Raw genomic sequence first — 23,116 nt, forward strand, 5'->3', positions numbered from 1 at the left:
GCGTCCAATTGGACGCGCGGCGCTGTAATGCCGGGATGGAGAAACTGCGGGCCGCTCCCGCGTGTCAGTGCTTCTGCTTCGATCCTTTGCAGTCGAGCAGGATGGGTCTCGCATGCAGATGGGCAGAGGCGCCGCCAGGCAGAGACGGCTTGAGCAGCGCTGCCGACGGCAGGAGCGGCGCAGATGTCGCGGAGGCCGACGGGGTTTCGCCGGATCGACGGCCGACCTGAACAACCGGTGCCTGGCGCGGCCGCTTGGTGGTTCTGAGTGCTTCGATCGCCGAGCGCAATTTCAGGCGCGACACCGCTTCCCGCGACCTGAGCTTGCACCGAAGATGCTCCGGATCATCGGAATTGATCTCTTCGAAACTCAGGAACGTGGCGATCGCGGCGTCTCTGTGGCCCGCGGCCAGAAGGCAGACGGCCAATTTGTACCGGACAAGGCCGAGATGCGCGTGTCGGGCAAGCAGTTCCCCGTAGGTCTTGCACGCCTCGCGATAGCAGGCTTGCGCCATCTGGGCGTCGCCCAGCCGGTGCTGGATCTTGCCCGCCTCCGGCATGATCGACAGCAGCCCGCGATAAAGATGCTCCGCCTCGGCGTGGTCTCCCCGGTCGGTGCAGAGTTGTGCCAGGCCGTAGCGGGCGTAGACATGCTTGGGGGCGGCATGGATCACCTGCCGATAGCCTGTCTCCGCCGCGTCCAGCTTGCCGCGGCTGTGCAGGTCCACGGCGCGCTCGAAGACGAAATCGATGCTGCGGCGATTTAGGCAGTCGTGCAGATTGCGGCCGGTCCGCGTCTTGACGACGAGGCAGCGGACACCCCGTTCCGGGACGGCCAAGTCGCTCTCGCCGCAGCCGGCGTCCTCGCGGACAAACTGTTCTTCGGCAAAGGCGTCAAGCAATGCTTCGGTCCGGACCGAGGCAAGGTCAAGACAATCGAACCGTAGGCTCGCCCAGTTTTCGCGACGGATGATGTCGGCGGACGCATCCACCGCCTCCTTTTCGAGGCCCGGCCGGCAAAGCAGACCGGTTCGGCCGGAGCCGCGATTGCCGATCATCAAAATTTCATCGCAGAACAGACCACTGCTTTTGTCGCGGTAGGTTGATACACGAAGCGGAAGAAAGGCGCAGTAAGCCTCGTCGTCGGGTCGTTTCAAGGCCAGGATGAACCACCTCTGCTGTCGAGGCAGGTATTGATGCAACCAATCCCAGGATAGATAAGGGTGGGAGTCGGGATCGTTACGATAAAGATCCTCCCAGAGGTTTCGAATATTCTCAAAATCCTCAATACGCTCAATAATTTCTATAAACATGGTCCCTCGCTTAAAATAAATAATGAAATAAATTTCAATTATGCATCAGAAATTACAAATAGATAAGCTAGCAATAAGATTGGAAGTATAGCAATTTTGGGTTATTTCGCAATGGGTAGGCACGCTGAAGATGTGGTCGGTCAGCACACCTGCTCACCCGTCTGCCTCGTGCATCGGAAGCGCAGGCCGGGAGAAGTCTTCCATTCGACGGCCGGTCATTCCGCCAACCGCCTGACGCTCGCTGCCTCAGGCGGCCGGGGTCGTGAGCGCCGGCGGCACCGCTCGCCGGCCGGCTTGCTTCATCGCTCCATGAAGGCACGCGCCATGCTGTCCCGGATCGGCTTCGTCAGGTAGTCGAAGAAGGTCCGCTCGGCCGTCTGGATGAGAATCTCGGCAGGCATCCCGGGTGTTGGGACGAAGCCGGAGATCCTCGTGACCTCGCTCACCGGCAGGCTCACTCTGGCGAGATAGACTTCCTGTGTACCGTTGGTCGCCGGGTCCGGCATGGAGTCGGCGGAAACATAGTAGACCTCGCCGTCCAACACCGGCGTCGTCCGCTGATTGAGGGCGGTGAGCCTAACGGTTGCCTTTTGGCCGATCTTGACACTGTCGATCTGGGTGCGGATGACCTGTGCTTCAATGATCAGCGGCACGTCCGACGGCAGGATTTCCATGATCGGCTTGCCGGTTTCGATGACGCCGCCGGCGGTATGATAGTACAGCCTTACGACGGTGCCGCTGACCGGAGCGTTGATCGTGGCGCGGCGCAGCACGCTGGCCGCCCCCGTCAACTGCTCGCGGACGGAGTCGAGTTCGGCCTCCACCTTCTGAAGTTCTTCCAGGGCCGCCTCGCGGTAGGTTTCCTCCGTCTGACGGATCTGCTGCTCCTGTTTCAGGATTTGCGCGCCGGTTTCCGAGACCTCGGCGGTCAGTCTGCCGGCCTGTCCCTTGGCGTCGGCGATCGCCCGCTGGATGCTCTTGATTTCCGTCTTGCGAATCAAGTCCTTGTCGAGGAGCGACTTTTTGCCGACATATTCCTCCTCGAGGAGGGCATGCTGCTGACGAACCGCCTCGAGTTGTAGCTGGTACCCTCCGACACGGAAGCGGAAGCCCTCGATATTCTGCTTGTACAGTCCGATTTCGCTGTCCAGCTTGCTTTTCCAGGCGCGGAAATTGAGCTCCTGGCTTCGAATGATCGGTTCGACCTCCGGATCCTGCATATGGGGGGCAAGAATTGCCGGCAGTTCGATCGTGTCGGCACCCTCCACCTGAGCCATCAGCCGGGCGACGATCGCCTCGAGCCTCGCCCGGCGCAGAAAGAGTTGGCGCTGATTGGCGAGTGCTGCCGTCTCGTCCAGCCGCAGCAGCGGCTGGTCGGCGACGACGTGATCCCCCTCGCTCACCAGGATATCCTTGATGATCCCGCCTTCGAGATGCTGGATGATCTTGTTCTGACCGGTCGCGACGAAGCTGCCCTGGGCGATGATGGCGGCGGCCAGCGGCGCCGTGACGGACCAGAGGCCGAAACCCCCGAACGTGACCGCCATGAGCGCCACGCCGGCGATGGTCTGCTTCCAGATCGACCGCGGTACCTCTGCATACCATTCAAGATCGTAAACTTTGACTATGTCTGACATGGTTTGCCTACGTCAGCTGGTTGTGGTCGAGCGGGTTGCCCTCAAGATTCATGCCGCGCGTGGAAAGGGCTTTCAGGACATCCTGGCGCATGCCGAAAAGCGCCACGGTGCCGTTCACGAGGAGCAATACCTTGTCGACGCTGTTCAGGAGGGCGGGCCGCTGGGTAATGGTAATGACAGTGATTTTCTGCTTCTTCGCATGGGCAAGCGCCCGCGTCAGTGCAGCCTCGCCGGCGCTGTCGAGATTGGAATTCGGCTCGTCCAGCACGACCATGCGCGGATTGCCGAAGAAGGCCCGGGCGAGCGCGACGCGCTGCTTTTGTCCGCCGGAGAGCGGTGATCCGTCCGCCGCCACGAAGGTTTCGTAACCGTGCGGCAGCAATGCGATCATGTCATGCACGTCGGCGAGCTTGGCGGCAGCGTAGATGTCGGCGTCCGTGGCGTCCTCCTGCATGCGGGCGATATTGGCCTTGATCGTACCCGGAAAGAGTTGAACGTCCTGCGGCAGGTAGCCGATGCTTTCGCCGAACTGGCGCTGATCCCAGTTCCTCAAGTCCATGAGATCGAGCCGGACATTGCCGGATGTCGGCAGGATGGACCCGACGAGCATCTTGCCGAGCGTCGTCTTGCCGGCTCCGGAACTGCCGATCACGGCAAGCGAGTCGCCCGGACTGAGCGCGAAGGTCACGCCGTTGAGGACAACACGCTTGGTGCCATTCGGGACGAAAAGCAGCCGCTCGACGTCGAGGCGACCTTCAGGGCGCGGCAGCTTCAGCCGCTCGAAGTTCAGCGGCGAGCTCTGCAGCAGCGAAGCGATGCGCCCATAGGCGGCGCGCGACTGAATGACCTGGTGCCAGCCTTCGATCGCGCCTTCGATCGGCCCGAGCGCGCGGCCGGCGACAATCGATGCCGCGATCACCATGCCGCCCGTGAGCTCGCCGTTAAGGGCGAGATTGGCGCCCCAGCCGAGCATCGTGACCTGGGTGAGCAGCCGAACGGCCTTGGAAAGCGAGGCAAGAGCGATGTTGCGGTCTTGCGCCAGCACTTGAGCTCTGAGCGACCCTGCCATGTCCTTGCCCCAAATGCGGACCGCTTCGGGGATCATCGCGAGCGCGTTGATGATCTGCGAATTGCGCGACATCGAGTCGAGATGCAGGTTGGCCTTGCTCTGGAAGGTGTTGGCCTCGCCAAAGGGGGCTGCCGTCGCCTTCTGGTTCAATACGGTGACAACGAGCAGAAGCAGGGCCGAGGCGATGACGATCGAGCCAAGATGCGGGTGGATCAGGAAGACCGCCAGGACGAAGAACGGGGCGATCGGGGCGTCGAGGAAGGAAAGCAGCGTGCTCGACACGAGGAAGGAGCGAAGCTGCTGCAGATCCCCAAGGGTCTGATACTCGCGCCCGTTGCTGTGCAGCGAGGCGCGGGCAGCCGCACTGAGGATCGGCGCGCCGAGCTGAGCGGCAACCTCCACCGCCGTCCGCATCAGGATCATGCGGCGGATTCCGTCGAATATGGCTTGCAGAATGACCGCAGCGACGATCAGTCCGGTCAGCATGACCAGCGTGTCGATCGAGCGGCTGGTCAGCACCCGGTCCGAGATCTGAAACAGATAGACGGGTATGGCGAGCACCAGCACGTTGGTGGCGAGTGTGAAAACCATCACGACCATCAGGTTCTGCTTGATCGCCCGAAGACCGGCCTTGAGGCTGACGGAAAAATCGACTGGCCCGAGGCGTTTATGGAAGACCCCTCCGCCTCCGCCTCCACCTCCGCCACCATGGCCCCCGCCGCCGCCGGAGCCACCCTTGTCGGGGACGCGCGGCTCGGCCTTGATAGGGCCGCGGTCGCCGTCGATCACCACCATGCCCGATATCGAAGACTTGTCCTTGACTTCGGCCCTGGGCTCGATGGCCGGCTTTTCGAAGCGCGGTTCGGGCTTGCGGGCCTCCTGCACAGGGGCAGGCTTGCCGGCATCGCCCTGCGGACCGGGCACGATTTCCGCGGTGTTCGCGTTGACGGCCGTCAGCGGGGGCGTCCGTGTCTGTTGGGTAACCTCGGCCGGCGCCGCGGCACGCCGTTCGGATGCGACGGGTGCGGCCGTCACCTCACGATTGGTTTCCTGGCTGGTTCTTGCGGCCGCCGCGCCGCGAAGATGGTCAATCACCTCGTCGAGCTCCTTAACAGTGCGATCCAAAACATTTTCCCGGCGGTCGATTCTGCGGAGCAATTGCTGCCGGGCAGCCTCGACATCCAGGCCCCGCGGCCGGGACTCCGCCTCGTCCGCAACCTCGTCTCCACTTGTCGCGAATTGCTCCCAGGATTGATCGCGGTCGTCGGTCATCGTCGCCTCCCGCGCTCCGATCAGGCCAGCATGCTATGCATGGGATCGGCATTCGTCGTATCGAGGGGAGGCGGCGCGTGATCCGGCGGCTGTGGCCCGTGGTCGGGGGTGTCGTCACCGAGGAAAGCAACCGCTTCGCTGACGAGTGCGTCAGGATTCTGGCCCCCGAGGTACGGTTCGGTCTTGATCAGGTCGGCCTGGACCAGGATCTCGTCAGAATAGGCGTTGCCGCCCGCGTAGATGGTCTTGCCGGCGTCGACATCGAGGATCCCGGCGTAGTTGACCAAGGTGTTCGAACCCGTCGAAATCGTCCAGTCCGCATCCGAACCGAGTCCGAGCTTGTTCATAGCGAGCGCGATCTGATCGCTGTCGCCCAGGATATTGGTTTGCTTGACGTAGTTCAGGCTGACGAGGTCGCCTGAAATATAGAGCACCCGCAAGCCGTTCATCCCGGCGAAGGCGCCATCCTCCAGCACGCCGTCCGGCAGCGATTTTTTGCCGCTTGCGAGATCCCCGAAGGCATCGAGGTAGGATTTCGGCAACGGTTTGACGCTGTTCGCGCCGCCGGCTTCCACGATGCTCGCTTCGTTCCAGAGCAGGTTTCCGTCGGTGGAAGCGGAGCCCTTGCCGGTCGTGCCGAAACCCTCGACGGCGCCGACCAGGTCGTTGTCGAGCAGAATGTTCAACTGCTGGATGATATTGGCGTCGTAGACATTGCCGCCGATAAAGATGAGATCGTAGTAGTGTCCGAGCTCCGCGAGCGAGACGTTATTGATGGCCGTATTGTCGCCGGTGATGATTGAAGCCGTCGAGCCAGCGGCCGCCAAAATGGCCGTGTCTTCATCGGACATGAAGGTGAATTGCTCGAACCAGTTGGTGATCAAGAGGTCGCCCTTGATCTCGGTGATTGCCCAAGCCTTCGGGAAGTCGCCGGGTCCGGCCTGCTCTGCCTTGCTGGGCTCGGGGTCGAGATGCTTGAACATCGCGATGTTGAAGGCCTCGTTCGGTTTGCCCTGATCGAGGTTCCAGCCGTTGAGGGCGGTGCTCAAGAGATCGTTGTCGCACAGGACATTGATCTGGACGATCGCGTTGAGTTCGACATGGTCGCCGGCGACGGCGAGCACATGCGACTGCAGCCAGTTGGTCGTCAGCGTGACGGAGTTGACCAGCGTGTTGCCACCCGCTTCAAGTTCGACCGACGCCTCGATCGAGACCTTGCCCTGGCCTGCCGTAACGTTGCCGCTGGCCTGGTTGGAGGTAGCCGGCTTGTCGTCCGGCGTATCCTCCGGTGGCGGCAAGTAGTCATCGAGGCTCGGTGCTTCCTCGACGAGTTCTCCGTTGACGAAGATGCCTTCGAGGGTCTCGGCTTTCGCGACAAATGTGCCTTCCTGTCCGACCTGTTCATCGGAAAAGGCATCAAGCTGCTGCGCGGCGGCGCTGATGAAGGTGGCAATCTCCTCTGGAGAGCCAGGAATCTCCTCGCCGCCAAGCGGGGAGATCCGCTGCGCCGCTTCGATGAGATCATTCATCAGGGCGCTGTTGTCCACCTTCACGGAAAACTGCAGGCCGTGACCGCCAAGGCTGACGGAGTCGTTGTCCGACAGCCAGATCTGCTGCGATGCGTAGACAGCTGTCGAGCCGGGCGGATCGATTTGAAAGTCGACAGTGCTGCTGGAGGACGAATTCGAGCCGTACCGGGTGAAAACGTGCGGGTTGTCGATTTCGTTTACCGGCTGCGAAACCGGTATTTCCGGGGGACGAAGGCCGGGATAGAGGCCTGGGGTCGGCCCGGCGTCAACCGGATCGTCCGGACGATAGGGAATACGAGGGTCGAAATCCTTGAGCTCGTAGGGTGCCTTGACCGTGACCGGCACGGAAGGGAGCTCCGGCGGATCCTCCTGCGCTTTCTGAAGAGCCTTGAATTCGTTATAGGCGTCGCGCAGGCGAATTTCTTCGAGAGTAGTTGCGAACAGGCCGATGAAATGGGCGATCGCCTCGGTCGTCTTGTCGAAATACAGGGTCATTGTCAGCCCCCATTTTTTATTTCGGTGCTGTTGGACTGCGCGGGTGAACCCGCGCAGTCCAGTTCAATGCCCGATTGCGAAGTTGCGAACCGGTAGTGCTGTTATGCGGCGTCTTCGTCTTCGCCGATGGCCGTCGAGCTGTAGTTGCCGCCGACGACCGTCATGTCGATGGTGTTGCCCTGCAGGTTGGCACCAAGCACGATCTGCTGGTTGAAGGCGTTGGTGTCGATCACCGCATCGGCCGATGCCGAGGAGATTCCTTCGAGGAAACTATCGTCCCCATTGTAGGAACCCCAGGTGCCGGCCGAGCCTGCACCGCCTGCGCCGCTCGTTGCGATGCCGCCAGCTGCGCCTGCGCCGCCTGCGCCGCCGGTTGCCGCTCCGCCTGCACCGCCGCCGGCCAAGGCATCGCCAGCCCATGCACCCGCAAGAGCAAGACCGCCATCACCGGCGCCGCCGGTGGCCGCTCCGCCGGTCCCGGTTCCGCCCGTGGCACCGCCCGTGGTTCCGCCGTTCGCCGTGGCACCGCCGCCGCCGCCGCCGCCGCCGCCGTTACCGGCGCCGACACCGGAACCCGTGCCGATACCAAGGCCTGCACCGAGCGCACCGCCGCCGTCACCGGCATCGTCCGCGCTTCCGCCGTTGGCGTTGCCGGTCCGACCGAGAGCGACGCTGTTGCCGCCATCGTTGTCGCCGCCGTCGCCGCCGAAGTTCAGGACCGGGATCGCGAAGGAGTCATCGACATCTGAGCCGTCGCCGCCGTCGCCCGCGTCCTCGGCTTCCGCCTCGTCGCTTTCGACGTCACCCGTTTCGCCACCGTCGCCGGCTTCGTTATCGCCACCTTCACCGCCTTCTGCTGCACCGACGCCGAGACCGAGGCCGAGGCCGAGGCCGAGACCGAGGCCGGTACCGCCGTTGCCGCCATCGCCAGCCTTGGCGTAGCCACCGTCAGCGTCGCCGCTGCTTCCGCCTGTGCCGACGCCGACGCTCGCCGCGAGACCACCCTCGCCGTCTCCGCCATCCGCGTCGCCGTCGTTGTCAGCGTCGCCGCCGTCAGCGTCGCCGCCCCCGGCGAAGCCGCCGACCGCAAAGCCACCGTCGCCACCGTCGCCGCCGTCGGCATCAGCATCGCCGCCTTCGCCGCCGTCACCGGCCGCCGTGATGCCGTCGTCCGACTTGGCGTAGCCGCCCTTGGCATCGCCGCTCTGGTTCAGCTCGCCGTCGTTGGAGACGTTCTCCAGCTTGTCGTCATCCGACATGATGGCGGACTGGCTGAAGACGTTACCGACGTCATTGCCTGCGCCGTTGAGCGACTCGTCCAGGATGTCCTTGAAGCTGACGGTAGCCATGCCCTCGATGTCTGAATTATCGATGTCGACGAAATCGTCATCCGAGGGCTTGTAGCCATCAAGATCGATGTCGACATCGACGTCGACTTCAGTCTTGCTGTCGACGTCGACGTCAACTTCGGTCTCGTTCTTGTTGACGTTGGCGTTGAGGTTGGCGTTGCCGTTCAGGTTGCCGTTACCGTTGACGTTGGCGTTGCCGTTACCGTTACCGTTCAGGTTGCCGTTACCGTTCAGGTTGCCGTTGCCGTTACCGTTCAGGTTGCCGTTGCCGTTCAGGTTGCCGTTGCCATTGCCGTTCAGATTGCCATTATAGGACTCACTGGACTGCTCCTGCTCCTGCTCTTGCTCTGACTCCTGCTCTTGTTCCTGCTCCTGCTCCTGCTCGGACTCCTGCTCCTGATCCTGATCCTGATATTGGTCCTGATCTTGGGATTGGTCTTCCCACGGCCACAAGAAATTCTTGTCCTTGCCCATAGTGATCTTCCTTGGGTTGAGGCCGCGACAGCCAAGCCGCCTTTTTCTCTCACGCGGCTACGGGGTGGTGCGGTCCAGTGTTGAAATAAATAAAGCTACGTCACTCAAGAATTTCGATCACCGGACGGCCAAACGCGACCGGGGATCAGACGTTCAAAATGTCGTGGTAGGTGCCCTCCTTCACGCTGGAGCAGCTTGTCGGGCCTCTCGAAGGGGACCTGCGCATCTGGCGCCGTGTCGGTCCCCAGGCTCGAGCCTCACTGCTCGTCGTTTTGCCCGGGCAGTCTGTTGCCAAGTTGAAGGAAATGTAAGCTGCCAGTTCGAGCTAGCCCGCAGGGTAGTCGTTGCGAGTGCTTGTCAGCCTCAGGTTGACTGCGTGAAGAAATAATTTGCGCGAAATGATGAATCTATGGAATGGATTTGCAACGCTACTACCTTAGGGCTACTTGCAGCAGGCAGGCTTAGGGCCCAAACCTAATCAACCGGAAGAAATGGAACGGAAGCGGATATGAGCGATCCTGACGGCGGTGTTCGGCAACGGCAAGCTGGGCCGATGAAGAGGTTTCATGAGATCCTTCTTTTGATCGGGCAGTTGAACTACACGTGGACGAACACGGAAAGCCTGCTTATCTACCTGATCGCGGGGCTTGCGAATGTGGACAAGGAAACCGCGGTCATTATTTTCCTGACGCTGAACACGACGCGGGCCCGCATCGAGCTCGTCGAGCGGCTCGCCAAGATGGCCAAGACGCCATCCGAGCGCAGGCAGGAGATCCTGGCGGTGACACAGCAGCTCGGCAAGCAGGCGAAGCTCAGGAACAAGTACAGCCATTGCATCTATTCCTTCGACGAGACCGGGGACCAGGCAAGCACCCAGCTGATGGCCATCTTCGACAGCAAGGATACGATCAAGTACGGCAAGATCGAGCAGATCGACGACGTGGAATTGGCGAGGATCAGCGAGGCGATCGACCAGATCATGAAGATCAACAAGGGAATCTGGGGTATCGTCGAGCGGCATTCGTTCCCGCGTTAACGGGCGGCATGGATAACTGCCTCACGCTATGTCCAAGATCGGAGCGGATTCAAATGCCGCGACAGTCCGCGCGCCCGGCCTACAGAGCACGCGTCTCTATCTGAGGCACGAAGGACGCTGAAGCACTATGAACCGCTGCACGTTTTATCCTTAAGTCGATGCGATTCAAGGAAACATGCAGTAGATGCACGGGCCGTCACGCCCGCGACAATTCTTTCTTGGCTGTGTGGCTCAATCTGGAGAGAATTGTGAGGAGAGGGAGCCAGCACCGAAACCCTTTCATCTCTTTTAGGATTCTTATGGTGCTGGCTCATCTTCAATCAGAGAAGGTGATACCATTCATCTGCGGGTCTCGATATTTCTATTTCTTTTTCCAATATAATTGTGCGGCAGGGGTTCGGTCCTGTCGTAAACTGTTACGTCAAAATATAAAATGTCATACGATTTGTCATGCGAACGCAATATGAATACTTCCGAACCTACGCAGGACACTGTCCGGGACGCACAAAACACCGTGCGACGATTGCAGTGTGATCCGGAATGTGGGGAAGCGATAGATACCAATTATGGTTAGTCTGGGCAGCCGCTTGATCGATAGCGCGCGTTTTGACGGTGGCATCGCGCGAAGGCCTTGCAGTGGGCGGGCCGGGCGCTGGGGAAGAAGCATAGCCGCTTGGCGGTGTCCCGTCCCGGGATGCGTTTTCATCCCATGCGTTAAGACAATGTTAACATTGTGAATCCGTCGCCGCGTTTCGCACCCGTCGCGTTGCACCGATCTTGGATCCCGCCAGGGCGGAATTTCGAAGCGAAGCGCCAGGCTGATAGCCATCGAGTGGGCTGGATGAGATGCGCGCAGGGGCTTGGCACAAAGGCGTCGATCGACTGCGCGCCAGGCCTCATATAACCCGTTGTTGGTATCGCCCGTCGACGAGAACGGGCTAGAACGTGCGGGGCCGCGATCTACATCCTAGGCTTGAATGTCGTCACGACCCCGCCGTTTCCGCCCCAGCCCCTTGGTCCGCCGAACCCCTGAAAAGCAAAGGGTGGTCGAAGTAAGCGGAAAATGCACCGCTGCCGTTCGAGTTGTCCAAGGCTTTCGCGTGGATAGACCCAAAATTGGCGCGTTTGCGGACAGGTCTAGATAGCGTCACCGCGCCAATCTAACCAATTTGGGCTGTTTCCTATCCCCCATATTTACGATACATTAGTTATTACGAATTCTGCCGCCGTGGGGAATTCGCTTTTTATTCGAATAAATTTTTTAAACGCAGGCGTTCACGAGGGGCCTCACACCCATAAGAATTTCAGGGAACGCCCAAGGAGGGATAAATGTATCGTGAGAGTTCAACCCTGAGCAATTTTGAAGATAGCAACAAGGTTTTAGCAAAGAAAAACAAGATCGTAATGCTCGCCAAGGCGGACCTGCTTGCCGAATGCCTGACGCAAGCAATCTGCACCCGCTTTCAAGGCCATGAGGTAGTGAGCCTGTCAGAAGCCGACAGTCTGCTCGATGGCAATCTCGTCGATGTCGCACTGGTGATGCTTTACCGCATGCCGGCAAGCACTTTCCCGTCGATCATCAGAATGATCCATGAGTTCCACCCCAGGGCATCGATCGGGGTGGTGGTGGACAATGCGGACGAGCTCGATACGTCGATCGCCGGCTTCGTCGATGAGGGGCTCATCCATGGCGTGCTGCCCTTGAATCTGCATCTCGATGTCTGCCTGACCGCCATCGATCTCCTGATGAAGGGCGGCGAGCATTTTCCCGCTGCGTTGCTCAGGCGACTGGCACCGCGGGGATTCGCGGGAGGCAGTTCCGCTGTTCAACGGCCGTCGGCCGTCGAGGCGATCGACCCGGAGCGGAGGGGCGAGAGCGGCAGGGGCGTGCTGACGACGCGTGAGGTCCAGATCCTCGACCTGATCTGCATGGGCACACAGAACAAGATCATTGCCGACCGGCTCGGGCTTTCGGAAAACACCGTCAAAGTGCACGTCCGCAACATCTACAAGAAGATGAACGTGCGCAACCGCACCGAAGCGGCATCGCGCTATTTCCGGCACGAAGGCGATCTGGGCTCGCCGCGGGGACGCTGGTCCAATTGATGCGTGAAACAAAATTCGCGCCGCGTACCCGGCGGGGTACGCGGCGCTTCGCTTGAACGGTTTTGCCCTTATTCGGCCGCGGCCGGTGGGGTGTCGAGTGCGCCGCGGCGGATCTGGTCGGCCTCGATCGACTCGAACAGCGCCCGGAAATTACCCTCGCCGAAGCCTTCGTCTCCCTTGCGCTGGATGAATTCGAAGAAGATCGGCCCGATGACGGTTTTCGAAAAGATCTGCAGCAGGATCTTCGTCATGCCGCCGTTCACCACGCCCTCGCCATCGATCAGGATGCCGTGCTTCTTCATGCGCTCTATCGGCTCCTCATGGCCGTGGACGCGCTCATGCGACATCTCGTAATAGGTGTCGGGCGGGCCGGGCATGAATTTCAGGCCGTTCGCCGCCAGCCTGTCGGTGGCGTCGTAGATCGCCTCGGTGCCGACGGCAATGTGCTGAATGCCCTCGCCCTTGTACTTCCTCAGATATTCTTCGATCTGGCTCGTATCGTCCTTCGACTCGTTCAACGGGATGCGGATCTTGCCGCAGGGCGACGTGATCGCCCGGCTCAAGAGCCCGGTGATGCGGCCGTCAATGTCGAAGAAATGGATCTGCTTGAAGTTGAACAGCTCGCGATAGAAGGCCCACCACTTGTCCATCCTGCCGCGATAGACGTTGTGCGTCAGGTGATCGAGATAGTAGAAGCCGACGCCGGCGGGCTTCGGATTGCGTTCGCCCAGCCATTCGAACTCGGCGTCGTAGGCAGATCCTTTCCCGCCATAGGTCTCCACAAAATAGAGCAGTGAGCCGCCGATGCCGACGATCGCCGGCACATCGAGGCTCTTGTCGCTGCCGGTATAGGGTTCTGCGCCCTTGGCGACCGCGTGCTCGAAGGCGTACGTCGCATCGACGACGCGCCAGGCCATCGACGGGGCGCAGGGCCCATGCTTGTCGACGAAGCGCATCGCATGCGAGCCGGGTTCGGCGTTCAGGACGTAGTTGATGTCACCCTGCCGCCAGACCGTGATGTTCTTCGTCCTGTGCCTGGCGACCGGCGTGTAGCCCATGCGACGGAAGAGCTCCTCCAGCTTCTCCGGCTCCGGATGGGCGAATTCGACGAATTCGAAGCCATCCGTTCCGGCGGGATTGTCCGCCGAGATCGTTGCAGGCGGTGCATCATGTGGAAACGGACCCATCGAAATTCTCCTCTCATTCCTCCGAACTTTGTTGGAGTATGGCGCAGATCTGATGCATGATGCTTGTATTCTTGCGCGGTTTTAGGAGAATCGTGCATGAATTGTGCGATAGATGGCGTAGAGGTGCATGAATGGAGCAGCTTGACGGATTTGACCTGAAGATCCTCGGCGAACTGCAGCGCGACGGGCATCTGACAAACAACGACCTCTCCGAGCGGATCGCGCTCTCCCCGTCGCAATGCTCCAGGCGGCGCTCGCGGCTCGAGGCGGAGGGCTTCATCACCGGCTACCAGGCACAGATCGACCGGCAGAAGCTCGGGCTCGATCTGATGGTGGTGATCTCAGTCACGCTGGCCACCCACAACCGCGACAATGCGAAGCGCTTCGCCAAGCTGATCTCCGGCCTGCCCGAGGTGCTGGAGGCCTATGCACTGACCGGCGAGATGGACTACCACCTGCGCGTCGTGACACCCGACCTTTCCGGCCTTTCGCGTTTCGTCAACGACGTGCTCCTGCCGCATGACAGCGTCCAGCACGTGAAGACCTCGATCGTGCTGGAGACGCTGAAGAGCTTCGAAGGCTTGCCGATCCCGGAGCGGATGAAGGGGTAGGTTCGAGCCGTTTTTTTACGGAATGGGCACGGATTTCCTCATCGCTCGCTCCACGGCGCTGAGCCCCTTCGAGAGGGCCTTCATATCTACCTCCCCGAGCATCGAAAGCAATTCGTCTTGATAGGCTGTCGCGAGCTCCGTCAGTTCTCGATAGGCGTGCTGGCCGGCTGGCGTCAGCGCCAGGTGTTCGAACCGCCGGTCGCGGCCGTCCGCCTCGCGCTTCAGCCAGCGGCGCTGCTCGAGGCCAAAGACGGCGCGGCTCACCTTGGTCTTGTGCATGGTTGAGTGGGTGCCGATCTCGGTCGCCGTCATGCTGCGGCCGGAACTGCCGAGCGCGGCCAGCGTTCGCCATTCCGGCCGGGTCAGCTGGTAGCGCGCCTTGTACTGTGCGGCAAAGCGCAGCGCCACGAATTCCGCCGCCCGGTTCAGCCTATAGGGCAGGAAGGCCTCCAATTCGAACGCCTCGGTCAACACGCTTCTCCGCCGTTGATAGTTACAAAATCAATAGTTACGATTGCAACTAATATGCCGCGTTGAAGAGGAGATGCAAGCCATGGACCAGGCGGATAAGCGCCGCACAGGAGCGGCCGGCGAGGAACAGGCGCTCGCCTATATGCCGGGCTTCGGCAACGATTTTGAGACCGAAAGCCTGCCCGGAGCCCTGCCTCAGGGACAGAACAGCCCGCAGAAGTGCAACTACGGCCTCTATGCCGAACAGCTTTCCGGCTCGCCCTTCACGGCGCCGCGCGGCACCAACGAGCGTTCCTGGCTCTACCGAATCCGCGCGAGCGTTCGGCACACCGGCCGCTTCACGAAGGTCGACTATCCGCATTGGAAGACGGCGCCGCATGTCGTCGAAAATTCGCTGGCGCTCGGGCAATTGCGCTGGAACCCGCTGCCGGTCCCGACGGAGGAACAGAACTTCCTTCAGGGCATCCGCACCATTACGACGGCGGGGGATGTGCTGACCCAGGTCGGCATGGCGGCGCATGCCTATGTCTTCAATGCCGACATGGTCGACGACTATTTCTTCAATGCCGATGGCGAGCTCTTGATCGTGCCGGAAATGGGCGCGATCCAGGTCTTTACCGAGCTTGGCAAGATGGACGTGGCGCCCTCGGAAATCTGCCTCGTGCCACGCGGCACGATGTTCAAGGTCACTCGGCTCGGCGAGGAGAGGGCCTGGCGCGGCTACATCTGCGAGAATTACGGTGCCAAGTTCACGCTGCCGGATCGCGGGCCGATCGGCGCCAATTGCCTCGCCAATCCGCGTGATTTCAAGACGCCGGTGGCCGCGTACGAGGACAAGGAGACGCCGTGCCGGGTGCAAGTGAAGTGGTGCGGTTCCTTCCATACGGTGGAGATCGGCCACTCGCCGCTCGACGTCGTCGCCTGGCACGGCAACTACGTGCCCTATAAATACGACCTCAAGACTTTCTCGCCGGTCGGCGCCATCCTGTTCGACCATCCGGATCCGTCGATCTTCACGGTGCTGACGGCGCCATCGGGGGAGGAGGGCACGGCGAACGTCGATTTCGTCCTCTTCCCGCCGCGCTGGCTGGTCGCCGAGCACACCTTCCGGCCGCCCTGGTACCACCGCAACATCATGAGCGAGTTCATGGGGCTGATCTATGGGCGCTACGATGCGAAGGAGGAGGGTTTCGTGCCCGGCGGCATGAGCCTCCACAACATGATGCTGGCGCACGGACCGGATTTCTCAGGCTTCGAGAAGGCTTCGAACGGCGAATTGAAGCCGGTCAAGCTCGACAACACCATGGCCTTCATGTTCGAGACCCGTTTCCCGCAGCAGCTCACCAAATTCGCAGCCGAGCTCGACACGCTGCAGGACGATTACATCGACTGCTGGACCGGCCTCGACCGGAAATTCGACGGGACGCCCGGAATCAAGTGACTTTCGTCGAAGAACCGTGACATGCTCTCCAAATCCGCGCCGTCCGGCGCGGATCAACGACATCTATCGGGAAACACCATGAAACTCGCGACGCTGAAAGACTCCACCCGCGACGGCAAGCTCGTCGTGGTCTCGAAAGACCTGACCCGTTGCTCCGAGGTGGGGCATATCGCCCGCACGCTGCAGGTGGCGCTTGACGACTGGGCGCATGCGGGGCCGCGGTTGGCGCGCGTCGCCGAGGGGATCGAGACCGGATCGCAGCCGACCATGCGTTTCCACGAACATGATGCCGCATCGCCCTTGCCGCGGGCCTTCCACTGGGCGGACGGCTCCGCCTACGTCAACCATGTCGAGCTGGTCAGGAAGGCGCGCAATGCCGAGATGCCGGCGAGCTTCTGGACCGACCCGCTGATCTACCAGGGCGGCTCCGACAGTTTTCTGGGACCGCGTGATCCGATCGTCATGGCCGACGAGGCCTGGGGCATCGATATGGAGGGCGAGGTGGCGGTTGTCGTCGACGACGTGGCGATGGGCGCGACGCCCGACGAGGCGCGCGAGGCGATCCGGCTTGTCATGCTCGTCAACGACGTTTCGCTGCGCGGCCTTATCCCGGGGGAGCTCGCCAAGGGCTTCGGCTTCTACCAGTCGAAACCGTCCTCCGCCTTTTCGCCGGTCGCGGTGACGCCCGACGAGCTCGGCGACGCCTGGGATGGCGGCAAGCTGCACCTGCCGCTTCGCGTCGACCTCAATGGCAAACCCTTCGGCCGCGCCAATGCGGGTATCGATATGACCTTCGACTTTCCGCAGCTCATCGCCCATGCCGCTCGCACGCGGCCGCTTTCGGCGGGCACGATCATCGGCTCCGGAACCGTCTCCAACAAACTCGATGGCGGACCGGGCAAGCCGGTTTCCGAAGGCGGCGTCGGCTATTCCTGCGTCGCCGAACTGCGGATGATCGAAACGATCGAAACTGGCGCGGCGAAAACGCCTTTCCTGAAATTCGGCGACGTCGTCCGGATCGAAATGAAGGATGCCGCCGCCCATTCGATCTTCGGTGCCATCGAGCAGAAGGTGGAGAGACACGAGCGCGGCTGATGGCAGGAGATCGATCGGAGGCAGACGTGACGACGGAAACAGTCCTCTACGACTATTGGCGCTCTTCGGCGAGCTACCGGGTGCGGATCGCCCTCAATCTCGTCGGCGAAAGCTATCGCTCCGTTCCGGTCGATCTTCTCGCCGGGGCGCATCGCGCGCCGGAGCATCTCGCCCGCAACCCGCAGGGGCTTGTGCCGGTGCTGGATATCGATGGCGAGCGCCTTACCCAGTCGCTCGCCATCATCGAGTACCTCGCCGAAACAAGGCCTGAGGCCGGCTTCCTCCCTGCCGACGTGATCGGCCGACAGCGGGTGCGGGCGCTCTCCTATGCGATCGCCATGGAGATCCATCCCGTCTGCAATCTCGGGGTGGTAGCCCATGTCATGGAGGCTGCTGAGGACGGCGAGGCGGCGCGCCGGGCCTGGATGCAGAAGTTCATCGGCGAGGGTCTTGCCGCCTTCGAGGCGCTGCTCGGTCACCCCTCGACCGGGAGCTACTGCCACGGAGAGAGCCCAACCATGGCGGATATCTGTCTCGTGCCGCAGATCTACAATGCGTGTCGCTGGGAGGTCGACCTTTCCGGCTGCCCCCGGATTGTCGCCATCGATGCGCGCTGCGCCGAAATCGACGGCTTCGGGCAGGCGCATCCCGACCGGGTAAGGCCGTAGACACTCGATCACGGTCCGGCCGTGTTCCGTTCCGTCCAGCCGATGTCGCGAATGGATCGGCAGGCCCGATATCGTCACGCTAGTTTTCGCGTGACTGCCCCGGAGAAGAGGGCGCGGAAACACCTCAAGAACGAGAGACCCATCGATGAAAAGCTATGTGCTGACCGTCACCTGCAAATCCACCCGCGGCATCGTTGCTGCCGTGACCGGCTATCTCGCGGAGAAAGGCTGTTACATCAGCGATAGCTCGCAATTCGACGACCTCGAAACGGGCCTGTTCTTCATGCGGCTGACCTTCATCAGCCAGGAAGGCGCCAAGCTCGAGGAGCTGCGCGAAGGCTTCGCCCCTGCTATCAAGCAGTTCGGCATGACGATGGAGATCCGCGATTCCGAAGAGCGCACCAAGGTGCTGTTGATGGTGTCGCGTTTCGGCCATTGCCTGAACGACCTGCTCTACCGCTGGAAGATCGGCGCGCTGCCGATCGACATTGTCGGCGTCGTCTCCAACCACTTCGACTACCAAAAGGTCGTCGTCAACCACGACATCCCGTTCCACTGCATCAAGGTGACCAAGGAGAACAAGCCGAAGGCCGAGGCGCAGCTTTTGGACTTCGTCGAGCAGACCGGCGCCGAGCTGATCGTGCTGGCCCGCTACATGCAGGTCTTGTCCGACGCGCTCTGCAAGAAGATGTCGGGGCGGATCATCAACATCCACCACTCCTTCCTGCCGTCCTTCAAGGGCGCCAACCCCTACAAGCAGGCCTATGAGCGCGGCGTCAAGCTGATCGGCGCGACGGCGCACTACGTCACCGCCGACCTCGACGAGGGGCCGATCATCGAGCAGGACATCGCCCGCATCACCCACGCGCAGTCGGCCGAGGACTATGTGTCGATCGGCCGCGACGTCGAGAGCCAGGTGCTGGCCCGCGCCGTCCACGCCCATATCCACCACCGCTGCTTCATCAACGGCAACCGCGTCGTGGTGTTTCCGCCGAGCCCGGGGAGCTATGCGTCGGAACGGATGGGTTAATTCGTCGTCGCCACTCGCGCCTCGCGGCCCGCATTGCCTCGCTGGATCAGGCGGCTATAGTCGCTATGGATCATGGGCGTGGATGCAGATTCGCCCCTCACCCTAGCCCTCTCCCCGCTTGCGGGGAGAGGGGATTTGGGCGGCGCGGCTTGTCCCTTCTCCCCGCGTGCGGGGAGAAGGTCGCGGCAGCGAGATGAGGGGCGAAAAACCGCACATCCCTCGCTGGAGGGAGGGAGACCCGCTCGGCCATGGGAGGACTAAGATGAGCAATAGCGACCCGGTGGTTATCGTTTCGGCGGCGCGTACGCCGATGGGCGCCTTTCAGGGCGGCCTCAAGGATCTGACGGCGCCGGAACTCGGCGCCATAGCATTAAAGGCGGCGCTCGATCGCGCCGGCCTCGACGCGGTCGACGAAGTGCTGATGGGCAACGTGCTGCCCGCCGGTCTCGGGCAGAATCCGGCCCGGCAAGCGGCGCTCGGCGCCGGTCTCGGACAAGGGACACCGTCGACGACGGTCTCGAAGGTCTGCGGTTCGGGCATGAAGGCGCTGATGCTCGGCCATGACGCTCTTCTTTCCGGCAGCGCATCCATCGTCGGCGTTGGCGGCATGGAGTCGATGACCAATGCTCCCTACCTCCTGCCGAAGGCGCGCGGCGGCTTCCGGCTCGGCCATGGCGAGGTCAAGGACCACATGTTCCTCGACGGGTTGGAGGACGCCTATTCCGGCCGCCTGATGGGCACCTATGCCGAGGACACCGCCCAGCACTATCAGTTTTCCCGCACCGAGCAGGACGCTTTCGCGCTGCGCTCGCTGGAGCGGGCGCTGAAGGCGACGGAGGACAGATCCTTTGCCGATGAGATCGTAGCAATCGCCGATGGCGGCAAACGCGGGACCGCCAACCTCGATCGCGACGAGCAGCCGACCAAGGCGGATCCCGCAAAAATCCCGAAGTTGAAGGCGGCCTTCCGCGATGGCGGCAGCGTCACGGCCGCCAATTCCTCCTCGATCTCCGATGGCGCCGCGGCGCTGATCCTGATGCGCGCCAGCGAGGCGGAAAAGCGCGGGCTGACGCCGCTGGCGATTGTCGCCGGCCATGCGGGCCACGCCCAGGAGCCTGCCTGGTTCACGACGGCGCCGATCGGCGCCATCGACAAGCTCATCGACAAACTCGGCTGGGAAAAGGGAAGCGTCGGCCTTTACGAGATCAACGAGGCCTTCGCCATCGTCGCCATGGCGGCGATCCGCGATCTCGGCCTTTCCGACGACATCGTCAACATCCACGGCGGCGCCTGTGCGCTTGGCCACCCGATCGGTGCTTCGGGCGCTCGCATCGTCGTCACGCTCATCCATGCGATGCGCGCGAACGGCGTCAAGCGCGGCATCGCCTCGCTCTGCATCGGCGGCGGCGAGGCGACGGCGGTGGGGCTGGAGTTGCTGCAGTAGGGTTTTTGCTAGCTGGCCGAGTATGCCCTCGCGCAAAGACCCCTCCCCAACTCCTCCCCACAAGGGGAGGGCTCGACCCCGTCGCCTGCGCAGTGTCATCCGCAAATGTCTGAGCTCTCGGAACTGGGGAGATAGGAATGGGCGGGCGCGTCATCGAAAGCCCCTCCCCCTGTGGGGAGGGGTTGGGGAGGGGTTAGTCCTCGCCCCTCAAATATGCAGCGCGTGCCCCAGCCCCTTCAAGGCCGCCTCCTGGAAGGCTTCCGACTGGGTCGGATGGGCGTGGATGGTGCCGGCGATATCCTCCAGGCGTGCGCCCATTTCAATCGCCAGCGCAAAGGCGGACGAAAGCTCGGAGACGGCATGCCCGACGGCCTGGATGCCGAGGACAAGATGGTTGTCGGCGCGCGCGACGATGCGGACGAAACCGTCCTCGGCAAGCGTCGTCATGGCGCGGCCATTCGCCTGGAAGGGGAACTGGCCGATCTTGATCTCGATGCCAGCCGCACGCGCCTCCTCCGGCGAGAGGCCGGCGCTGACGATCTCCGGATCGGTGAAGCAGACGGCCGGGATGCAGCGCTTGTCCCAGCTTCGCTTCTGGCCGGCGATGATTTCGGCGACCATTTCCCCCTGTGCGATGGCGCGGTGGGCGAGCATCGGTTCGCCGGTGACGTCGCCGATCGCATGGATGCCGCGCATCGAGGTGCGGCATTGGTCGTCGATACGGATGAATTTGCCAGAGCGGTCGAGATCGATCTCCTCCAGCCCCCAGCCCTCTACCACCGGCCGGCGGCCGACGGTCACCAGCACCTTTTCCGCCGGCACCTCGAAGGCGCGGCCGTTTTCCTCGGCAAAGAGTCCGCGCCGGTCCGCCGACAGGCGCTTCGCTGCGGTGCGGGTGAAGACCTCGATGCCGAGCTCACCGAGGCGCTTCATCACCGGCTTCGAAAGATCGGCGTCATATTGCGGCAGGATGCGGTCCATGGCTTCGAGCACGGTGACCTTTGAGCCAAGCTTGGCGAAGGCGGTGCCGAGTTCGAGGCCGATATAGCCGCCGCCGATGACGGCGAGCGTCTGCGGCACCTCCTTCAAAGCCAGCGCCTCGGTCGAGGAGATGACATTGTCGCCGAAAGGCAGGTCGGGAAGCGCGACCGGAGCCGAGCCGGTGGCGATGACGATCGCTTCGGCTCGAATGCGCTGGACGCCGATTTCGGTTTCCACGTCCACCGTCTTGCCATCGACAAAGCGCGCTTGACCGATGACGGCCTTGACGCCGGCCTTCTTGAGGAGACCCGTCACGCCGCTGTTCAGGCGGCCGACGATCCCGTCCTTCCAGGCGACGGTCCGCTTGAGGTCGATCGCCGGTGCTTCGAGCGAAAGGCCCAGTGGGCTCTTGCCGGAGGCAGCGGTGCGAAGCTTGTGAAACTCCTCGGCCGCATGAATCAGTGCCTTCGAGGGAATGCAGCCGACATTGAGGCAAGTGCCGCCGGCTTTCGCCTTTTCGACGATCACGGTGTTGACGCCGAGCTGTCCGGCGCGGATGGCGCAGACATAGCCGCCGGGGCCGGCGCCGAGCACCAGGAGCTTGCAGGAAATTTCCTTCATGGCGTCACCCTTCAACGAAAATCAGCGCCGGCGTTTCGAGCAGCGTCTTCAGCCGCTGCACGAAGGTGGCGGCATCCCAGCCGTCGATGACGCGGTGGTCGAAGCTCGACGACAGGTTCATGATCTTGCGCGGCACGAATTGCGCCCCATCCCAGATCGGCCGGGTGGCGATCTTGTTGACGCCGACGATCGCCACTTCCGGATGATTGATGACCGGCGTCGAGGCGATGCCGCCGAGCGCGCCGAGCGAAGAGATGGTGATCGTCGAGCCGATCAGCTCGTCGCGCGTCGCGGTGCCGGTGCGGGCCGCGTCGGCCAGCCGGTTCAACTCCGCCGCGCAATCCCAGATCCGCCGTGCTTCCGCATGTCGGACGACCGGAACGGTCAGACCGGCGGGCGTCTGGGTGGCAATGCCGATATGGACGGCGGCGTGGCGATGGATGATGCCGGCGTGGTCGTCGAAGGTGGCGTTGACGCCCGGCTGTTCGGCGACGGTCCTGACCAGCGCGCGCATCAGGAAGGGCAGGATCGTCAGCTTCGGCTGGTCGGGTTTGCGGTCGCGGTTCATCAACGCCCGCAAATCTTCGAGCGCCGTCACGTCCACTTCCTCCACATAGGTGATGTGGGGGATGCGCGACGTCGAGAGCGACATCTTCTCGGCGATCCGCCGCCTGAGGCCGGCCATCTTGATTTCTTCGACCGCCGTCTTGCGGACCAGGCCGACCTGGGCCGGTGACGGTTCGGCGCCGCGCCTGACGAAGAGGTCGAGATCCTCATGGGTGATCCGGTCGGCAGGGCCCGTTCCGGTCACTTGCCTGAGATCGACGCCGCTCTCCCGGGCGCGCAGCCGTACCGCCGGCGAAGCGAGCGGCTTCTTCGCGGTATCCGGCGCCTCGCGCGCCGCTGGCGGTTGCCGGGGCTCGGCCTTCTCAAGCTTGGGCGGCGCCTTGGCTGTCGGCGGGGCGGAGACGGCAACAGGCTCTTCCAGCACGGCTTCGGCAAGCGCCTCCGGAACGCTGTCCGGGGGCGGCTCGCCATCTTCGCCGGCGGTCTCGATCCGGACCAGCGGCGCCTTCACCGCGACCGTATCGCCGATCTCCGCACCGAGCCAGAGCACCTTGCCGGACACCGGCGAGGGGATCTCGACCGTCGCCTTGTCGGTCATGACGGCGGCCAGCACCATGTCTTCGCGGACCGGGTCGCCCGGCTTGACGTGCCACTCGACGAGCTCGGCCTCGGCGACCCCTTCGCCGACATCCGGCATCTTGATGATGAATTCGCCCATCGC

General features: G+C 62.5%; 17 protein-coding genes. 8 read left to right on the forward strand and 9 right to left on the reverse strand.

Annotation, left to right across the window (positions count from 1 at the left end):
* Positions 1-64: 64 nt before the first annotated feature.
* The 5 genes from N181_RS06045 to N181_RS06065 form a co-directional block, all read right to left on the reverse strand.
* Positions 65-1,057: a tetratricopeptide repeat protein gene (locus N181_RS06045; protein ID WP_234818756.1), complete on the reverse strand. Its 993-nt coding sequence runs from the start codon at positions 1,055-1,057 to the stop codon at positions 65-67.
* 554 nt (positions 1,058-1,611) lie between these two features.
* Positions 1,612-2,949: an HlyD family type I secretion periplasmic adaptor subunit gene (locus N181_RS06050; protein WP_014329916.1), complete on the reverse strand. Its 1,338-nt coding sequence runs from the start codon at positions 2,947-2,949 to the stop codon at positions 1,612-1,614.
* Positions 2,950-2,956: 7 nt separating this feature from the next.
* On the reverse strand, positions 2,957-5,290 hold the full coding sequence (locus tag N181_RS06055; RefSeq protein WP_037401343.1) for a type I secretion system permease/ATPase: 2,334 nt from the start codon (positions 5,288-5,290) through the stop codon (positions 2,957-2,959).
* A gap of 20 nt (positions 5,291-5,310) precedes the next feature.
* Positions 5,311-7,314 (reverse strand): hypothetical protein, encoded by a 2,004-nt coding sequence (locus tag N181_RS06060; protein ID WP_037401342.1) that lies wholly within the window; start codon positions 7,312-7,314, stop codon positions 5,311-5,313.
* Positions 7,315-7,415: 101 nt separating this feature from the next.
* Complete coding sequence (locus N181_RS06065) at positions 7,416-9,137, reverse strand: hypothetical protein (protein WP_060563296.1); 1,722 nt, start codon at positions 9,135-9,137, stop codon at positions 7,416-7,418.
* 508 nt (positions 9,138-9,645) lie between these two features.
* Between N181_RS06065 and N181_RS06070 the strand changes: the two genes are divergently transcribed.
* Positions 9,646-10,173 (forward strand): hypothetical protein, encoded by a 528-nt coding sequence (locus N181_RS06070; RefSeq protein ID WP_014329911.1) that lies wholly within the window; start codon positions 9,646-9,648, stop codon positions 10,171-10,173.
* Positions 10,174-11,502: 1,329 nt separating this feature from the next.
* Positions 11,503-12,279 (forward strand): helix-turn-helix transcriptional regulator, encoded by a 777-nt coding sequence (locus N181_RS06075; protein WP_014329910.1) that lies wholly within the window; start codon positions 11,503-11,505, stop codon positions 12,277-12,279.
* Positions 12,280-12,347: 68 nt separating this feature from the next.
* Here the strand turns inward: N181_RS06075 and hppD are convergent, their stop codons facing one another.
* Positions 12,348-13,466: a 4-hydroxyphenylpyruvate dioxygenase gene (hppD, locus tag N181_RS06080; RefSeq protein WP_014329909.1), complete on the reverse strand. Its 1,119-nt coding sequence runs from the start codon at positions 13,464-13,466 to the stop codon at positions 12,348-12,350.
* 131 nt (positions 13,467-13,597) lie between these two features.
* Here hppD and N181_RS06085 point away from each other — a divergent pair, with 131 nt between their 5' ends.
* Complete coding sequence (locus N181_RS06085; RefSeq protein WP_014329908.1) at positions 13,598-14,077, forward strand: Lrp/AsnC family transcriptional regulator; 480 nt, start codon at positions 13,598-13,600, stop codon at positions 14,075-14,077.
* Positions 14,078-14,092: 15 nt separating this feature from the next.
* Here the strand turns inward: N181_RS06085 and N181_RS06090 are convergent, their stop codons facing one another.
* The gene (locus N181_RS06090) at positions 14,093-14,551 is read right to left on the reverse strand and encodes a MarR family winged helix-turn-helix transcriptional regulator (RefSeq protein ID WP_086018606.1); all 459 of its coding nucleotides are present in this window, start codon (positions 14,549-14,551) and stop codon (positions 14,093-14,095) included.
* Positions 14,552-14,630: 79 nt separating this feature from the next.
* Between N181_RS06090 and hmgA the strand changes: the two genes are divergently transcribed.
* The 5 genes from hmgA to N181_RS06115 all read left to right on the forward strand — a co-directional run bounded on the left by hmgA (position 14,631) and on the right by N181_RS06115 (position 20,226).
* On the forward strand, positions 14,631-15,989 hold the full coding sequence (hmgA, locus tag N181_RS06095; RefSeq protein ID WP_037394095.1) for a homogentisate 1,2-dioxygenase: 1,359 nt from the start codon (positions 14,631-14,633) through the stop codon (positions 15,987-15,989).
* A gap of 78 nt (positions 15,990-16,067) precedes the next feature.
* Positions 16,068-17,084, forward strand: coding sequence for a fumarylacetoacetate hydrolase family protein (locus N181_RS06100; RefSeq protein ID WP_037394016.1), 1,017 nt, complete (start codon positions 16,068-16,070; stop codon positions 17,082-17,084).
* Positions 17,084-17,752 carry a maleylacetoacetate isomerase gene (maiA, locus tag N181_RS06105; RefSeq protein ID WP_050984023.1) on the forward strand — a complete coding sequence of 223 codons (669 nt, stop codon included), beginning with the start codon at positions 17,084-17,086 and terminating at the stop codon, positions 17,750-17,752. Before N181_RS06100 ends, maiA begins: the two co-directional genes overlap by 1 nt.
* Before the next feature lie 145 nt (positions 17,753-17,897).
* Positions 17,898-18,782, forward strand: coding sequence for a formyltetrahydrofolate deformylase (gene purU, locus N181_RS06110; RefSeq protein WP_060563297.1), 885 nt, complete (start codon positions 17,898-17,900; stop codon positions 18,780-18,782).
* 262 nt (positions 18,783-19,044) lie between these two features.
* Entirely contained in the window at positions 19,045-20,226 is a 1,182-nt protein-coding gene (locus tag N181_RS06115) for an acetyl-CoA C-acyltransferase (protein WP_037394022.1), read from the forward strand.
* A 207-nt stretch (positions 20,227-20,433) separates the two neighbouring features.
* Here the strand turns inward: N181_RS06115 and lpdA are convergent, their stop codons facing one another.
* The gene (gene lpdA / locus N181_RS06120; protein ID WP_037394025.1) at positions 20,434-21,828 is read right to left on the reverse strand and encodes a dihydrolipoyl dehydrogenase; all 1,395 of its coding nucleotides are present in this window, start codon (positions 21,826-21,828) and stop codon (positions 20,434-20,436) included.
* A 4-nt stretch (positions 21,829-21,832) separates the two neighbouring features.
* Positions 21,833-23,113 (reverse strand): dihydrolipoamide acetyltransferase family protein, encoded by a 1,281-nt coding sequence (locus tag N181_RS06125; protein ID WP_037394027.1) that lies wholly within the window; start codon positions 23,111-23,113, stop codon positions 21,833-21,835.
* Positions 23,114-23,116 lie beyond the last annotated feature (3 nt).

The sequence above is a fragment of the Sinorhizobium fredii USDA 205 genome (genome assembly GCF_001461695.1).
GTDB classification, from domain to species: Bacteria; Pseudomonadota; Alphaproteobacteria; order Rhizobiales; family Rhizobiaceae; genus Sinorhizobium; species Sinorhizobium fredii.

Excerpts from the sequence above, each read along its gene's own strand:
- N181_RS06045 (WP_234818756.1), bottom strand. The coding sequence starts at position 1,057 with ATGATCGGCAATCGCGGCTCCGGCCGAACCGGTCTGCTTTGCCGGCCG.
- N181_RS06050 (WP_014329916.1), bottom strand. The coding sequence starts at position 2,949 with ATGTCAGACATAGTCAAAGTTTACGATCTTGAATGGTATGCAGAGGTA.
- N181_RS06055 (WP_037401343.1), bottom strand. The coding sequence starts at position 5,290 with ATGACCGACGACCGCGATCAATCCTGGGAGCAATTCGCGACAAGTGGA.
- N181_RS06060 (WP_037401342.1), bottom strand. The coding sequence starts at position 7,314 with ATGACCCTGTATTTCGACAAGACGACCGAGGCGATCGCCCATTTCATC.
- N181_RS06065 (WP_060563296.1), bottom strand. The coding sequence starts at position 9,137 with ATGGGCAAGGACAAGAATTTCTTGTGGCCGTGGGAAGACCAATCCCAA.
- N181_RS06070 (WP_014329911.1), top strand. The coding sequence starts at position 9,646 with ATGAGCGATCCTGACGGCGGTGTTCGGCAACGGCAAGCTGGGCCGATG.
- N181_RS06075 (WP_014329910.1), top strand. The coding sequence starts at position 11,503 with ATGTATCGTGAGAGTTCAACCCTGAGCAATTTTGAAGATAGCAACAAG.
- hppD (WP_014329909.1), bottom strand. The coding sequence starts at position 13,466 with ATGGGTCCGTTTCCACATGATGCACCGCCTGCAACGATCTCGGCGGAC.
- N181_RS06085 (WP_014329908.1), top strand. The coding sequence starts at position 13,598 with ATGGAGCAGCTTGACGGATTTGACCTGAAGATCCTCGGCGAACTGCAG.
- hmgA (WP_037394095.1), top strand. The coding sequence starts at position 14,631 with ATGGACCAGGCGGATAAGCGCCGCACAGGAGCGGCCGGCGAGGAACAG.
- N181_RS06100 (WP_037394016.1), top strand. The coding sequence starts at position 16,068 with ATGAAACTCGCGACGCTGAAAGACTCCACCCGCGACGGCAAGCTCGTC.
- maiA (WP_050984023.1), top strand. The coding sequence starts at position 17,084 with ATGGCAGGAGATCGATCGGAGGCAGACGTGACGACGGAAACAGTCCTC.
- purU (WP_060563297.1), top strand. The coding sequence starts at position 17,898 with ATGAAAAGCTATGTGCTGACCGTCACCTGCAAATCCACCCGCGGCATC.
- N181_RS06115 (WP_037394022.1), top strand. The coding sequence starts at position 19,045 with ATGAGCAATAGCGACCCGGTGGTTATCGTTTCGGCGGCGCGTACGCCG.
- lpdA (WP_037394025.1), bottom strand. The coding sequence starts at position 21,828 with ATGAAGGAAATTTCCTGCAAGCTCCTGGTGCTCGGCGCCGGCCCCGGC.
- N181_RS06125 (WP_037394027.1), bottom strand. The coding sequence starts at position 23,113 with ATGGGCGAATTCATCATCAAGATGCCGGATGTCGGCGAAGGGGTCGCC.